Source organism: Nitratireductor indicus C115 (genome assembly GCF_000300515.1).
GTDB classification, from domain to species: domain Bacteria; phylum Pseudomonadota; class Alphaproteobacteria; order Rhizobiales; family Rhizobiaceae; genus Nitratireductor; species Nitratireductor indicus.
Genome location: NZ_AMSI01000013.1, coordinates 144,653 through 158,840, shown reverse-complemented (window position 1 = coordinate 158,840; position 14,188 = coordinate 144,653). Strand labels below are relative to the sequence as shown.

The following is a 14,188-nucleotide window of genomic DNA, read 5'->3' as shown; positions in this document are numbered from 1 at the left end:
CGCTCAAATTTACCTTTGGCCATCTCAATTTCCCTTGGGCGGCGTGGAGTGTTTGGTTTTTGATGCGGGGCGATTAACGACAAAGGCGCAAAATTACAAGCCCCTTTGCGCCAGAGCCTTGCTCCGGCAAAGGTTTTGCCCGCTTATCAGCGCCGTTTCAAGCGTTCGCCATGAATGCATCGGAATCTGGAGCGGGTAGCGGGAATCGAACCCGCATATTCAGCTTGGAAGGCTGCTGCTCTACCATTGAGCTATACCCGCGGATAAGGTTCGCATGGCTCCTTGGACGGTGGTGGAGGGGGCTGGATTCGAACCAGCGTACGCATAGCGAACGGATTTACAGTCCGTCTCCTTTAACCACTCGGACACCCCTCCGTAATACCGCCGGAGCCGTGCGATGTGTGCCGAAACCCGCAACCGGCAAAACCCGCCGGCCGATTTCAACGATGCGCCTTATGGCCAGACAGACATGCACTGTCAACCGCTTGTCATCGTTCCGGCACGAAAAACTTTTCGACAAGCAAATCCCGTTCCCCTTTTCCCCATGCCGCACTATAGAGAGGCAATGAGCGACGATAAAAACAACCGCACTCCGAAAGACTCCCATTACGCCCGCCTCAGGCGGGCGCATCGCGAGCGCACGCAGGAAAAGCAGGGCGTTCCAGCGCCTTACACCCGCCCGAAACCGCAATCGGCTGCGGGAGGCGAGCCAGCACCTGAAGGGCTCGTGCGTCTTTATGGCCTGCACACGGTGCGCGAAGCGCTCGACAATCCCCGCCGCGTCATCCGCTCCATGCGCATCACGCGCAATGCGGCAGCCAGGCTCGACCTTGCCGATCCAGGCGCCCTTCCCTTTCCTGTGGAAATGGTGGAACCACGCGATATCGACCGCCTGACGGGGACGGACGCCGTGCATCAGGGCGTTCTGATCGAAGCGGAACCGCTCGACACACGCCCGCTGGGCGACCTGAAAGGTGCAGCACTCGTGCTCGTCCTCGACCAGGTCACCGATCCCCACAATGTGGGCGCGATCATGCGCTCTGCCGTTGCCTTCGGCGTCGATGCGCTGGTGACGACCGCCCGCCACAGCCCCGCCGAATCAGGCGTGCTCGGCAAATCGGCCTCGGGTGCACTCGAACACATCGACCATATCGCGGTGCGCAACCTCGCAACGGCAATCGAGGAACTGAATGCGGCTGGTTTCCAGACCATCGGCCTTGATTCAGATGGTTCGGAGCAACTCGAAACGACCTTTTCAGGCGACCGCATCGCGCTGGTTCTGGGCGCGGAGGGCAAGGGCCTGCGTCAGAAGACCCGGGAAACGGTGACCGCCCTCGCCCGCCTCGACATGCCCGGACCGATCCGTTCCCTGAATGTCTCGAACGCGGCTGCCGTCTCGCTCTATGCCGCTCGGCAACATCTTGCCACCGCCGGTCAGTAGGTAACCGTTACCACGACGGTATCGGAATAGGTTCCTGCCGAAGGCGTCGACTGAGCAGGAACTCGCCCGTAAACGCCAAGATTTTGCGAAGCACCGTTTCCGGTTCCAGAAACGGCTTCGCCCGGCACGCTGCCATCTCCCCAGGGCAGGCTTCGGGCCGCGTCCTGGTAAAGGCCGTAAACCACCTTCTCGCTGCCTTTGCGCATTTCCCGTGCGGTCGGCCCGCCACCAGCCGCCCCGGGCCCCAATCCCACGGAAAAGGCACTGCCCGGCGTGCAGGTGACGAACACTGTCCCTGCCGCATCCACATTGGCCGTCAGAACGCCATGTGCACCAAAATTCACATCCTGGGTCGAGACGAGACAGTTGGCCGCGACCATGGCGCTTGCCTGAAATGCCGGTTGCGCCTGGGTACCCGATTGGTTCGAACAGTCGCTGAGCAGCGAGTAGCGGTAGTAGAATATGGAATCGCCACCAGAAAAGGCCGACAGATAGGTGCCTGCCGAAGCCGAGGACTGTCCTGCCGGCAAGGCTGCATAAATGGTGTAATTCTGCGATCCGGTTCCGAGCGCTCCGAGCGTCAGTGCAAGATCGGGCGGGCGCGCGGAATAGGCCCAGAAATAGGATCCCCAGATCGTTGTGCGCGCCGCATCGGAATAGAGCTGATAGTCGAGCGAGCCGGCGCCTGAGGAAAGCTGGCGAAACGAAGCATTCGCTCCACCGGAGCCTGTACCGATATTCGGGCAGATCAGGATTCGGGTCAGCGAAAGCCCGGTGCAGTTAGCAGACAGTGTTGCGGTGGTGTTCACCTGCCCGCCCGACAAGGTATCGACCGTGCCGAAGGTGACATTGGCCACGGAAAAGGAGCAGCTTTGCGCGCATGCGGGAAACATCCAGGAAAACAAGGGAAGGCCTGCACCGAAGAGAGCGGCAAACAACGGCTTTACAAGCATGGCACATTCTCCAGGCGGGGCTGTGTTCCGGGCCGTTCCCGATACGCAAAATGCGCCTCACAGACGGCACCGCCCGGCAGTGTGATTTCAGTGGTGTTCTCGCTCGCAAGCCCGACAAGATAAGCCATGCCGTCGTAACCCACCACGAATTCAGCTTTGGTGGCCTGCAAATGCCCCACTGCGCTCACCGGCAGCGGCAGGCCTTGCGCATCGACAAAGCCGACCAGCGCGGCGCGTGGACGTTCCGATGCGCCGAATGAAACAACAACACCGGAACGTTCCGCAGGCGCCACCAGTTTGCTCGTTTCCTGAAGATCCACATCGATGGGCAGGCCGCTGGGGTCGATGGAGATCGTGTTGTCCTCGAAGGCGACAAGGTCTGGCAGCAGAAGCCGCCCTTGTGCATTCGTGTACCCCACCAGCCTGTTCTGATGATGGATCGGTATGCCGGGCATGCCTGCATCGACAACGGCAAACGCATCCTCCAGGCGGCGCGTGACAAAGACGCCGCCACCGGCAATAGCAACAGCGCCTTCGAACTGCCCCGACAAGCCGAAATCTCCGCCGTGCTCACGCAATGTCGCTTCGCCACGCCCATATCGGCCGCGATGGGTCAATGTGGCGGAACGCTCGGGCCGGCGCCCTTCAGCCGAAACCAATTGCCAGCCGAAACCATGCGTGTCCGCAGCCTCCTGCCGTGACAGGCGCGAGACGAGGCGGCCGCCATCGCGCCCCTGTTCGAAACCACTTGAAGCCGTGACGCCCCCGTCCAGACTGAAGGAAATCCCCGCGAAAAGCCCGAAGCGGCTTTTCTGTCCCATATTCAGGAAACCCGACGCAAAGAAATTGCCGCGGCGCGACAGGCGCTGTGTGTAGGTGAGGCCCAGAATGCGGTTCGTTTCGTGGCGTGCATCCTTCAGATGCGTGAAGGAGAGGCTCATTGCCGATCCGGAAACGGGAAGAGGAATGCTTGCAGCAAGCTGATCGAGCGCGCGGGGCACGCCAGCGCTGAAATGTCTGTGCGGGTCATGTCCTGTGCGCAGCGCCGTCAGCGCGGCCAGGTCTTCATAGGGCCCGAAGGCGCGTTGCGTGTAGCCACGCAATGTCCAGCCGGCAATCGCGAGTTCAAGGCCTGCACTTGCCTGATATCCCGTACCGTCAGGGCCGGTGCTTGCCGAGGCGGACAGGGAAGCAAGACCCATTCCTGCAAATGGAAAAGCAAATCCGAGGCCGCCGTTCATAAGGCCGCCGCCGCCCTCCGCATGCGCCTCCACCGTTAGCCTGTCACTCAGGCCATATCGGGCGCTGACAAAGCCAACGAGGCGACGGTCGTATTCATCGGTTCCGGTCCCGAAGCCCCTGCGGGCAAAACCTGCTTCCATCGAAAAATCCAGAAGTCCTTTCCTCAGGAGCCGGCTCGAAGCGAAGAACGGCAGCGTCTCCTCCGTTTCGCGACCCGAGGCATCGCGCAAGACGATGCGCGCCGATCCCGCACCCGCCACCGCCGGCAGGTTGACGAGGCGAAACGGGCCCTCGCCCACATGGCCGGAAAAAGTGCGCGTGTTTTGCGCATAGACCTCGACCGTTGAAGGGACTGCCGCAGTCCCTGAATAGGATGGCAAAGGCAGCGTCACGAGATCGGGCCGAACGGCGAAATTGCGGCGTATCTGGAAGCCGCCGAGATGCATGGGCCGTGTCCAGGCCAGGCCGCCGGTGACAAGGTCTCCTGCCGTGTAGGCAAGCATGCGCTGCGGGTCCGAATAGCTCCAACGCGTTGCAAGCCGGCGCATCCCTCGCAGATCGCCTTCCAGCGCACCCGCGATGAAACTGTGGCTTACCACGCCATAGCGACCGAAAAGGCGTGCCTCGAAACTTCCTGACGCCCCCTTGAGAAGGCGCGCGCCATCGCTGACCAGTGAATGAGTGCCTGCCAGAAGCGTGTAGTTCAACAAAGCTCCAGAGGCCGAAGCAGGCTTTACGCTCCCCGCGGGCTGTGGCGCGAGGTCGATGAGCTGCGCCTTGCGGGCAAAAACCTCCGCTTCGATATGCAGCGTCTGAGCCTGACCATCGAACGCCACAACGACACCCGGCAGAGCATCCAGCCGCAGCATGTCTTGCCCATCCATGCCGCCGTGCGCGATGTTCAGGCCCAATTCGCGCAGTTCGTCGGGCCGCGCGGCGAGCGCGCCATCGGGCAGTTGATGGAATTGCCCGATCAGCCGTGTCGGCGCGCCGTTGAGGAAGACCTCCAGATGAAGCTCCCCCGCAAACGATGGCGCGAGGGCAGCATAGGCGGCCAAAAGGGCCGGGCTAGCGAGGCTCGACCGAGACAGCCGCTTCAACAGGACCGACATGGCTCTGAACGTTCAGACGATAAGGGCCCTTGCCCGCCTTCGACAAGGGAACGAGAGGCCAGCGCATGACCGCCCCCGGCAAAACATATCCAAGCAAGCCCTTTGCATGCGCTACTGGGCGTCCCCGATCGGTGAGGAGCGCATCGGACAAACGCAGCCGCGATCCCCCCACGTTCCTTGCAACAAGGTGCAGCTGTCCGTCAGCACGCGCCAAAGACCATGAAACGCTCGCAGGCGCTGCATCGGGTGCCCTGAAGAAAACCGGAATGGAATGACGCACCACTAGATTGACTGTGCCTGCCCGCCGCCGCGCGGGATCAGGCAGCTCGTCCACGATAACGCGATAACTCTCCTCGCCGCGCACCGGCACTTTGAGCGTTCGCACCACACGTATTATGTAGTTCATTCCAGGCTCGAGACGCGTGGCGGGCGGGCTTGCCACCACAGCTTCCGTCGGAACAAGCGTTTCTCCGTTGCGTCCCTGCCGCCACCGAAAGACACGTATCTGCACATGCAGGGGGCGTGACGCCTCGTTGCGCAACTGCAGAACCGACGCGCTGTCGGGCGCGACGAGATCAAGCACCGTCGGCGCGACACGCAATGTTGCGGCCCCGGAACCGGCGGCGACAAACAGCACCAGAAATGCTGCCAGAAGACAAATATGCAATTCTTTCAACCGCATCCGCGCCTTCTCCGCACTCAATAGGTGATGGTGATGGCCACCGTGTCGCTGTAGGTCCCGGCTCCCGGTGTCGCCTGTGCGGGTACGCGGCCATAGACGGTGAGCGTCTCCGCGCTTCCGTTTGCGGTACCATCCGCCGTATCGACACCCGGTGTATCGCCCCAGACCTGACTGCGGCCTGCGTCGCGATAAAGACTATATTGAACCGTTGCCGAAGCAGGACCGGTCATGAGACGGGCGGCAAGGGTCGCACCGGACCCGGTGCCCGCATCAAGGCCCACCGCATAGGGCGTGCCGCTGGTGCATTGAATGCTGATCGATGTGGTCTGGTCCAGATTTGCGTCGATCACACCATGAGTCCCGAAATCGAGGTCGCTGGCAGAAACCACAGTGCATTCAGCCTGAATGGTGATCGTGACATTGAGCGAACCGGTCGCAGTGGCGGCCGTCGCGGAGATATCCGAGGCAAGAAGAAACGAAATGGCGGCAAGGTGCCCGGCGGAAAAACGCATGCTGGTCGAAATGATGTCGCGCACCATGATTGGGACCATCCAAGAGGGAATCAATTATTTATGACTTTTATTCTCCTAATTTAATTTCTCAAATAAAAATAAATACATAATGAATAATCATAATCATGCATATCAAACTCACGATGTAACCACACCGGCAGAACCTCTCCTTCCGCTCACAAAGAATGAAGGCAGGGAACACTCTCTTACGGCAGCGAGAAAACAAGGCTCCCAGCCTCGTGCATTCATGCAAACGCGCGGGGGCCATGCTCTCTCAGCCACCCCATATTCATGCGGGTGCCAGATGAATGCATCTGGACATAAAATACCCTAGAAGCGGTAGGTGAACCCCAGAACCGGCCCGGCAAGCGTCGTATCGAACACATGACCGTCGGAATCGTAATCGACGGAAAGCGCCTTGTAGCCAGCCGAAATCGACAGCTTGTCGTTGAAGGAATAATTGACGGTCGCCATCGCCTGCCAGGTGAAATCCGAACCGGCACCGAAGCCGCCGATATCGGCCTGCGCCATGAGTGAAACCTTCTCGTTCACACGATAGAATGCTCGCGCACCGACAATCGGATCGACCCAGCCGAATTCGCTGCTGACGGATCGCGACTGGCCGGCAAACGTAACATTAACGTCGTTCCACAGGTACCAGAGCCGGACGCCGCCCAGAACATCGAAGGTGAAGTCAGGGGCTTCATAGACCCGGTATCCGGCCTGAAGCGTTGCAGAGAATTGCGCCGTATCGACATCCGCCCCAATCGGCGGAACCGGGCCAATAACCGGCAAGGCGCCGATTACATGGCTTTCGGTCAAGTTCACATACATGGCATCGGCAGAGAACACGAAGCGATCGCGCCGCGCCCATACATTGATGAAGCCACCGAAATTAAGGTCGTCCATCACGTCGGAAAATGATTTTTCAACCTCGATGGTCGGGGCACGGCGAAATGGTGAGATATTTCCCTTCATTCCAGCCGCCCACATATAGGGCGTCACCTGCAGCACCCAATCGGGTTCGAGCGGGACAGGCGTCGTTCCGTCTTCCCCCATATCCGCGGACAGGGCGCTGCCCACACTTAGGGAAAGCAGCGAGACACCAAGCGCCCCCCGCCTGAGACCTGCCTTTGTCCGTTGCCAGCCGCTGTCGCCAAACCGGCTTTGCAATCCCACCCGACAATGCATTTCAATCTCCTGAGCCATGAAAGCGAACGAATGCGCTTTTCCGTTTCGAATGAAGCATCTTCCATTCGCTGCGTGAAGCACCCGCAAGCAGGCTTTCGACAGGAAGATGTCCCTGGACATGCGCCAGTCGCAAGCTGTGCCTCATGCACAAACTGGCTTACCTAGAAAGCGAATCCGGAAAAGCCAGGAACATATTGTTTTACATCAATTTTCATAAAAAAGCCGCTGAAGGAAAGCTTCAGCGGCTTTGGATGCCATCATGGAATATTTCTTCCCCGCCCAGTCCTTTGCGAGGCGAGAAAGCAGCCGGCAGCGACTAACTGCCGCTCCGATTCGCCGCGACGGTTGCGGTGTCGACCGGGCCCGCCTTGTTTGACCAGGCCCCACGCAGGAAAGTCGCAAGGGCTGCCACTTCCTCATCGGAGAGGCGCTTGCCAAAACCGGGCATGGCGAGATCGGCCGGACGTTCACGGGTCGAAGGCAGACGCGAACCATTCAGAATGACGTGCAGAAGACCCGTCACCTGATCCGCCGTTACGAGCGAATTGCCGTCGAGTTCCGGGAACACGCCATCGGCACCCTTGCCATTCGTGAAATGGCAGGCACCGCAATTGTCCAGATAAAGGCGCGGCCCCAGATCCATCGACGGATCGGCGGAGTTCAGAAGCGCCGTCGTCGCATCGGGGGCAGGCTTTTCTCCGGAGGCCGGCAGTTCTTCCTTGCCGCCATCGCCATCGCCGATGTGGCGCAGATAGGCAACCACGGCATCAAGATCCTCATTCGTCAGATATTGGAGAGAATCCTGCACAACCAGCGACATCTCGCCCGTGACCGCGGAATGATTGTTGCGACCGGAGGCGAGGTAGGCCTTGAGCTGAGATGCGCTCCAGAGCTGAGGAGCGGATTTTGCCCCACGCAAATCCGGAGCAGACCATCCGGCGATCTCTCCACCGCGCAGGAAGCCATCACTTGTGCCATCGGTGCCGTCCTGAGCGAAGATCGGCGTGCGCGGACTGTGACAGGCGCCGCAATGGCCGAGCGTTTCAACGATATAGGCACCCCGGTTGAGGACCGGATTGTTATAGCGCGGCTTGAAGCCGGGAGAGGCTAGCCCCACCCAATCCCACACGCGAATGCCCCAACGCTGGTTGAACGGAAAGTCGAGCGCGGTCTTCTTGACCTCGCTCTTCACCGGTTCCACACCGTTCATGAAGTAGTCGTAGAGTGCCCGGACATCTTCCTCGGAAGCCATGCGATAGTTCTCATAGGGCATGGCAGGATAAAGATGCGCGCCATCGCGACGCACACCGTCGTAAAGCACATGGCGGAACTCATCGAGCGTGTAGCCGCCAATGCCGGTTTCGGGATCCGGCGTGATGTTGGTCGACCAGATCGTGCCGAACGGGCTTTCAATGGGGCGACCGCCGGCAAAGGGCTTGCCGCCTTCGGCCGTGTGGCAAGCCGCGCAGTCGGCGAGCCGCATTGCGTATTCCCCCTGCCCCTCGGCTGGCTTGAAATCTGCCGCCACCTGCCCCTGCGGAGGCGTTGCGCGGATCGGCACGAAGGCAATGGCCGCCACCGCGACAAGGCCCAGAAGAACCAGCAGTCCGATGATCTTGAGTAAGGTTTTCATCGCGGTGCCTCCTCAGACCAGCGGTCGCGGGTTGGGCAGATAGTCCTTTCGGATTGCATTCGCCGACCAATAGGCAAGGCCACCAACCATGCCGGTGGGATTGTATTGCAGGTTTTGCGGGAATGCGGTGGCGCCCATCACGAACACATTGTGCACGTCCCAGCTCTGGAGATAGCGATTGAGTGCCGATGTCTTCGGGTCGGTGCCCATGATCGCGCCGCCGACATTGTGCGTCGTCTGATAAGGCCGCACGTCATACATGGCCCCTTCCGACTTGTAACTCGACTGCATGATATCGGGGCTCATGCTCTCGGCGATCGGCTCGATCTTCGTTTTCATGAACTGGGTCATGCGGATATCGTTCGGCTTCCAGTTGAACGTCATGCGCATCAACGGGCGGCCATGGCGATCCTTGTAGGTAGGATCGAGGTCCAGATAGGTGTCGCGATAGGCCATGTTCGAGCCATGCGATCCGATGGACATGGAATGCCCGTACCATTCCTTCGTCGCCTGTTTCCACGCAGTGCCCCAGGACGGCGTGCCGGGCGGAAGCCGCATGGAGCGGATCGGCTGACCGTTGGTCGTGCCGGAGCTGATGTAGCTGCCGCCGATGAAGCCTTCCTTGCCGAAATCGATCTGGTTGATGGCGAAATCATCGATGACCATGCCGTTCGACCCGGCGCCGACAAAAGGATTGAACTCGATGTCCTTGAAGAAGAGCGAGGTGCCGCCATTCATCTGATAGGCATAGTTCTTGCCCGTCACGCCCTCGCCCGTAGCGGGATCGTAGGGCTGCCCGATGCCTGAAAGCAGCATCAGATGCACATTGTGCAGCTGGTAGGCGGCCAGGATCACGAGGTCGGCGGGCTGGAAGACCTCTTCCCCCTCCGCCGTGACATAAGTCACGCCGGTTGCCGTCTTGCCGTCCGGGGCGAGCTCCACCTTCAGGACCTCGGAATTCACCTTGTAGGAAAAGTTGGATTTGCGCTTCAAAGCAGCCAGAACACAGGTCTGCGGCGAGGATTTCGAATAGTTCAGACAGCCGAAACGTTCGCAGAAACCGCAGAAATTGCAGGGGCCGAGCTGCATCCCATAGGGGTTCGTATAGGCCTGCGAGGCATTGGCGGCCGGGCGCGGAAACGGGTGATACCCCATCTTGCGCGCGGCGTCGGCGAACATCATCGCATCGACCGTCTGGGGAAGCGGCGGCATTGGAAAATCGCCGGACCGAGGTGCTTCGAAAGGATTGCCGCCCTCGACGATCTTGCCATTGATGTTGCCCGCCTGGCCCGCAATGCCGGCGACCTTTTCGAACCGGTCGAAATAGGGTTCTAGCTCGTCGTAATCGACGCCCCAATCCTGGATTGTCATATCCTCGGGGATGATGTCGGCGCCGAAGCTCTCCTCGACATAGGAGCGCAGGCGCAACTCCTCCACCATCGGGCGCCAATTGTGGCCGTTCCAATGGATGCCGGCGCCGCCGACGCCATCGCCCGGCAGGAATGAACCCAGCATGCGATAGGGAAGCGCGGTTTCTTCAAGGGTGCGACGGACCGTCAGCGTCGAGTTGCGCGGCTTCTGCATGAAACCGTAGCGCACGCCGTATTTCAGTTCATCCGCCACTTCCGGATATTTGAAATCGGGAACCGTGTCGCGGTCATCGCCGCGTTCGAGCGCAAGGACCTCAAGCCCCTCTTCGCACAGTTCCATCGCCAGGATCGATCCGGTCCAGCCAAGACCGACGATCACCACGTCCTTCTTCGGTGCGTTGGTCGCCATGTTCAAGCCCTCTCGCCAGAGATACTGACGGGCCCGAGCGGATATGGCTTGTCGATGCCGACCCATTCCAGATAGCTGGCACGCGCGCCCGGAAAGCCGATATGCACCCAGGCGGCCATGCCGTGATTGCCGCCATAAAGCGGATCGGCGAAATAGCCTTCTTTGGTGTTCTGCAAGAGCAGACCGAAGAAACTTGCTCCCTGTGTCGAGGCAAGCTTGATATCGCCCTTCTGGAGTGCCGTAAGAGCTGCGTCCTGCGTGGCAGCGTCAAGTTCGGCGAAGGGTGCGTTATGGTTCTGACGGCACCATTCGTCGAATTCGGCAATGCCTGCGCGATAGACCTCGGCCGGCGTGAGCGGAGACTGGTAGCCGAATTGCGCGGGCGCATCGGGCACATGGGGACCTTCCATGTACCAGTCGGCTGCGTTTCCGAAATCGCCTGCCAGTTGAAGATCGATGAAAACGGGCACTCGCGTCTCGGTCGCACCGGGCCCATCGCCTTCGGAAGGAATGAGGCGCGCGGTGGCGGCAAGAATAAATGTCCATTCCTCGGCGGTGAAATAGGTCGGGGAATATTCTTCAAGGGCAACAGGGGGTTGTTTCTGTGCCATGGCGGGATGTGTCATTGCCGAAACGGCAACACCCGCCGCGGCCGACTGAAGGAAGCCGCGCCGCGTCGTGGAATGATCTCTCGTGCTCATTGCTGGCTCTCTTTGGCTGGCAAATTGAGAATGCCGAAAACCGCATGCTGGCGGCTTTCAAAGACAAGACAATAACAGCGCGCTCATATTTGCAAGTACAATGCCTTCACAACCACTCGCCACAACATCGGCTTCCCAAGCAGTGGGAGAGATTTTCTTGCGAAATCGATGATGTTGCGTGCCATTGGCCCAGAAGCGACAGAACGAACGCTCCAGACGTACCAGGCGGTGCATTCGCTCCTCCTTCCGGCAAGATATGGCTTCCATTTCACGAACTGAGGATGTCGCGGCAGTTTTCATTTCACTCCGCCGCAGTTTGTGCTAACGGAGCGCCAATGCCCTTGTAGCTCAGTTGGTAGAGCACCTGATTTGTAATCAGGGGGTCGCGGGTTCGAATCCTGCCGGGGGCACCACCTCACAGACATCGCAGCGCTCTCTTTTGTACCAGCCACCCGCCTGGCGCTTTGCATGCAATGCGGCCACGCACCCTTTGCAGCGGCGCGGCCTCGTGCTAACCGGTTGAAACCACGCATCTCAAGGGGCCCAAGACCGCGACATGACCAATACCCCGTTGGCCCTCTCCTTCGTTTCCGCAGACACCGAGGATGCCCGCGAGGCAGCCGCGCATCTCTCCGCGCTCTATGGGCAGGAACGACCCGAGGATGCCGACGTCGTCGTGGCACTCGGAGGCGATGGCTTCATGCTGCAGACGCTGCGCGAGACCATGGGCTCTGGAAAACGCATCTACGGAATGAACCGCGGCACCGTCGGTTTCCTCATGAACGAATATCGCGACGAGGGCCTGCGCGAGCGCATCGAGGCAGCCATTCCCGAGACCGTGCGCCCCTTGCAGATGCTGGCGCTGGACGCGGAGGGAAAAGAATCGGAAGCCCTCGCCATCAATGAAGTGTCCCTTTTGCGCCAATCCTATCAGGCGGCAAAGATTCGCATTTCGGTGGACGACAAGGTGCGGCTGGAGGAGTTGATCTGCGATGGCGTGATGGTTGCGACGCCCGCCGGCTCCACCGCCTACAATCTCTCGGCGCACGGGCCGATCCTGCCGCTCGACGCGCCGCTGCTTGCCCTGACGCCGGTCAGCCCATTTCGCCCACGTCGCTGGCGCGGGGCTCTCCTGCCAGACAAGGCCACGGTCCGCTTCGACATTCTGGAGCCGGAAAAGCGCCCCGTTAATGCGGTTGCAGATCACACGGAGATCAAGTCGGTGATCTCCGTGACCGTGCGGGAATCAGTCGACAAGACCGTGACGGTGCTGTTCGACGAGAGCCACTCATGGAACGAACGTATTCTTTCCGAGCAGTTCCGTTATTGAACGGCAACTGCCTTAAGGGCAACTGTTCTGTTGACATTGCGCGCTGCAAGCCGTAGGCCCACCGTGGATTCGGGAAAAAATCCCGACAATTGCGGCTTTGCCGCTACAGAAAAGACAGCCAAAAAGTGCCAGCAGAACAAGAGACCGCTCAGGAAGCGTTGACATTTTCCGATCTGGGCCTTTCGGCCAAGGTTCTGTCCGCAGTCGTGGACGCGGGCTACACGCAGCCGACGCCGATCCAGGCAGGCGCCATTCCACATGCCATCGCCGGCAAGGATGTTCTGGGCATAGCCCAGACAGGAACGGGAAAGACCGCTTCCTTCGTGCTGCCCATGCTCACGCGCCTCGAGCGTGGGCGGGCCCGCGCGCGCATGCCGCGAACGCTGATTCTGGAGCCGACGCGCGAGCTGGCCGCTCAGGTTGAAGAGAATTTCGTCAAATACGGCAAGAACCACCGGCTCAACATTGCGCTTCTTATCGGCGGGGTCTCCTTTGACGAACAGGAACGCAAGCTCGAACGCGGTGCCGACGTCCTGATCGCCACGCCCGGCCGCCTGCTCGACCACTTCGAGCGCGGCAAGCTGCTTCTGACCGGCGTCGACATCTTCGTTATCGACGAGGCCGACCGTATGCTCGACATGGGCTTCATTCCCGATATCGAGCGCATCTGCAAGCTGATCCCCTTCACACGGCAGACGCTGTTCTTCTCGGCAACCATGCCACCCGAGATCACCAAGCTGACCGAGCAGTTCCTGCAGGCGCCGGTTCGCGTCGAGGTGGCACGTCCGGCCACGACCAATACGAGCATCACGCAACGTTTCGTGAAATGCGGGTCCAAACCCTGGGCGAAGCGCGCACGGCTGCGCGAACTGATCGATGCGGAAGGCGACACGCTGAAGAACGCCATCATCTTCTGCAATCGCAAAAGCGAAGTGGCTACCCTCTTCCGCTCGCTGGTGCGGCATGAATACGATGCCGGCGCACTGCATGGCGATATGGATCAGCGCGCCCGCATGGCGATGCTGGAGAATTTCCGCAAAGGAAAACTGAAGCTGCTCGTTGCCTCGGACGTTGCTGCGCGCGGCCTCGATATTCCCGATGTCAGCCATGTCTTCAATTTCGACGTGCCGATTCATTCGGAAGACTATGTGCACCGGATCGGCAGAACAGGCCGTGCCGGCCGCTCGGGCGAGGCTTTCACGCTGGTGACGAAGGCCGACAGGAAATATGTCGACGCCATCGGCAAGCTGATCGGCCAGGAGCCGGAGTGGCTCGACGGCGATCTCTCCACGCTCACCCATGAAGACGATGCGGAGGAGAAGCCGCGCGGCCGGACCGGAAGGCGCGGCCCGAAGAAGGAGGCTTCCGACGCCGGCGAAGACAAGGGCCAGGGATCCGACGCCAGAAAAGGCCGGAAAGAGGCGATCAAGGCCGAAAACACCGAGCGCAAGGCGCGCCATGACGATGCATCGGCTCAGGGCGAACGCAGGCCCCGCAAGCAGGACCATCGCCGCGAGCGCGAGGAAGACAATTCGATCATCGGCTTCGGCGACGATGTTCCCGCCTTCATGAAGATCGGCATCAAGGGCTGAATACCCTTTGCAGGTTCCAT

General features: G+C 60.3%; 12 protein-coding genes and 3 tRNA genes. 4 read left to right on the top strand and 11 right to left on the bottom strand.

From position 1 onward, the window contains the following. Window positions 1-187: 187 nt before the first annotated feature. Both NA8A_RS18185 and NA8A_RS18180 read right to left on the bottom strand, forming a co-directional pair. A tRNA-Gly gene (locus NA8A_RS18185) sits at window positions 188-261 on the bottom strand. Window positions 262-290: 29 nt separating this feature from the next. Next, window positions 291-375: transfer RNA gene (locus tag NA8A_RS18180), tRNA-Tyr, on the bottom strand. Window positions 376-565: 190 nt separating this feature from the next. Here NA8A_RS18180 and NA8A_RS18175 point away from each other — a divergent pair. Further along, entirely contained in the window at window positions 566-1,441 is an 876-nt protein-coding gene (locus tag NA8A_RS18175; protein ID WP_040673028.1) for a TrmH family RNA methyltransferase, read from the top strand. Here the strand turns inward: NA8A_RS18175 and NA8A_RS18170 are convergent. From NA8A_RS18170 to NA8A_RS25150, 9 genes are all read right to left on the bottom strand, one after another. Beyond that, a complete protein-coding gene (locus NA8A_RS18170; protein WP_425287024.1) occupies window positions 1,435-2,334 on the bottom strand; it encodes a Csu type fimbrial protein in 900 nt (299 codons plus the stop codon). The genes NA8A_RS18175 and NA8A_RS18170 overlap by 7 nt on opposite strands. A gap of 50 nt (window positions 2,335-2,384) precedes the next feature. Further along, window positions 2,385-4,748, bottom strand: a complete 2,364-nt coding sequence (locus tag NA8A_RS18165) for a fimbria/pilus outer membrane usher protein (protein WP_074896858.1) — start codon at window positions 4,746-4,748, stop codon at window positions 2,385-2,387. Further along, the gene (locus NA8A_RS18160; RefSeq protein ID WP_009451830.1) at window positions 4,705-5,430 is read right to left on the bottom strand and encodes a fimbrial biogenesis chaperone; all 726 of its coding nucleotides are present in this window, start codon (window positions 5,428-5,430) and stop codon (window positions 4,705-4,707) included. The genes NA8A_RS18165 and NA8A_RS18160 overlap by 44 nt, the downstream gene beginning before the upstream one ends. Before the next feature lie 17 nt (window positions 5,431-5,447). Next, window positions 5,448-5,942, bottom strand: a complete 495-nt coding sequence (locus NA8A_RS18155; RefSeq protein ID WP_040673023.1) for a Csu type fimbrial protein — start codon at window positions 5,940-5,942, stop codon at window positions 5,448-5,450. 330 nt (window positions 5,943-6,272) lie between these two features. After that, on the bottom strand, window positions 6,273-7,133 hold the full coding sequence (locus NA8A_RS18150; RefSeq protein ID WP_338086166.1) for an outer membrane protein: 861 nt from the start codon (window positions 7,131-7,133) through the stop codon (window positions 6,273-6,275). Between the two features lie 316 nt (window positions 7,134-7,449). After that, window positions 7,450-8,766, bottom strand: a complete 1,317-nt coding sequence (locus NA8A_RS18145; protein WP_009451827.1) for a cytochrome c — start codon at window positions 8,764-8,766, stop codon at window positions 7,450-7,452. A 12-nt stretch (window positions 8,767-8,778) separates the two neighbouring features. Continuing rightward, the gene (locus NA8A_RS18140) at window positions 8,779-10,545 is read right to left on the bottom strand and encodes a GMC family oxidoreductase (protein ID WP_009451826.1); all 1,767 of its coding nucleotides are present in this window, start codon (window positions 10,543-10,545) and stop codon (window positions 8,779-8,781) included. Window positions 10,546-10,547: 2 nt separating this feature from the next. Further along, entirely contained in the window at window positions 10,548-11,246 is a 699-nt protein-coding gene (locus NA8A_RS18135; protein ID WP_009451825.1) for a gluconate 2-dehydrogenase subunit 3 family protein, read from the bottom strand. Window positions 11,247-11,303: 57 nt separating this feature from the next. Continuing rightward, entirely contained in the window at window positions 11,304-11,480 is a 177-nt protein-coding gene (locus NA8A_RS25150) for a hypothetical protein (protein ID WP_157174151.1), read from the bottom strand. Window positions 11,481-11,583: 103 nt separating this feature from the next. On the opposite strand from NA8A_RS25150, the gene NA8A_RS18130 reads away from it, so the two are divergent. The 3 genes from NA8A_RS18130 (at window position 11,584) to NA8A_RS18120 (ending at window position 14,168) form a co-directional block, all read left to right on the top strand. Further along, window positions 11,584-11,659 (top strand) — tRNA-Thr (locus tag NA8A_RS18130). A 143-nt stretch (window positions 11,660-11,802) separates the two neighbouring features. Next, complete coding sequence (locus NA8A_RS18125; protein WP_009451824.1) at window positions 11,803-12,576, top strand: NAD kinase; 774 nt, start codon at window positions 11,803-11,805, stop codon at window positions 12,574-12,576. Window positions 12,577-12,701: 125 nt separating this feature from the next. After that, complete coding sequence (locus tag NA8A_RS18120; protein ID WP_009451823.1) at window positions 12,702-14,168, top strand: DEAD/DEAH box helicase; 1,467 nt, start codon at window positions 12,702-12,704, stop codon at window positions 14,166-14,168. The last annotated feature ends 20 nt before the right edge of the window (window positions 14,169-14,188 follow it).

What these genes read in the sequence shown, in the direction of transcription:
- NA8A_RS18140 (WP_009451826.1), bottom strand. Translation starts at nt 10,545, where the DNA reads ATGGCGACCAACGCACCGAAGAAGGACGTGGTGATCGTCGGTCTTGGC.
- NA8A_RS18125 (WP_009451824.1), top strand. Translation starts at nt 11,803, where the DNA reads ATGACCAATACCCCGTTGGCCCTCTCCTTCGTTTCCGCAGACACCGAG.
- NA8A_RS18145 (WP_009451827.1), bottom strand. Translation starts at nt 8,766, where the DNA reads ATGAAAACCTTACTCAAGATCATCGGACTGCTGGTTCTTCTGGGCCTT.
- NA8A_RS18165 (WP_074896858.1), bottom strand. Translation starts at nt 4,748, where the DNA reads ATGTCGGTCCTGTTGAAGCGGCTGTCTCGGTCGAGCCTCGCTAGCCCG.
- NA8A_RS25150 (WP_157174151.1), bottom strand. Translation starts at nt 11,480, where the DNA reads ATGCACCGCCTGGTACGTCTGGAGCGTTCGTTCTGTCGCTTCTGGGCC.
- NA8A_RS18160 (WP_009451830.1), bottom strand. Translation starts at nt 5,430, where the DNA reads ATGCGGTTGAAAGAATTGCATATTTGTCTTCTGGCAGCATTTCTGGTG.
- NA8A_RS18170 (WP_425287024.1), bottom strand. Translation starts at nt 2,334, where the DNA reads ATGTTTCCCGCATGCGCGCAAAGCTGCTCCTTTTCCGTGGCCAATGTC.
- NA8A_RS18135 (WP_009451825.1), bottom strand. Translation starts at nt 11,246, where the DNA reads ATGAGCACGAGAGATCATTCCACGACGCGGCGCGGCTTCCTTCAGTCG.
- NA8A_RS18155 (WP_040673023.1), bottom strand. Translation starts at nt 5,942, where the DNA reads ATGCGTTTTTCCGCCGGGCACCTTGCCGCCATTTCGTTTCTTCTTGCC.
- NA8A_RS18175 (WP_040673028.1), top strand. Translation starts at nt 566, where the DNA reads ATGAGCGACGATAAAAACAACCGCACTCCGAAAGACTCCCATTACGCC.
- NA8A_RS18150 (WP_338086166.1), bottom strand. Translation starts at nt 7,133, where the DNA reads ATGCATTGTCGGGTGGGATTGCAAAGCCGGTTTGGCGACAGCGGCTGG.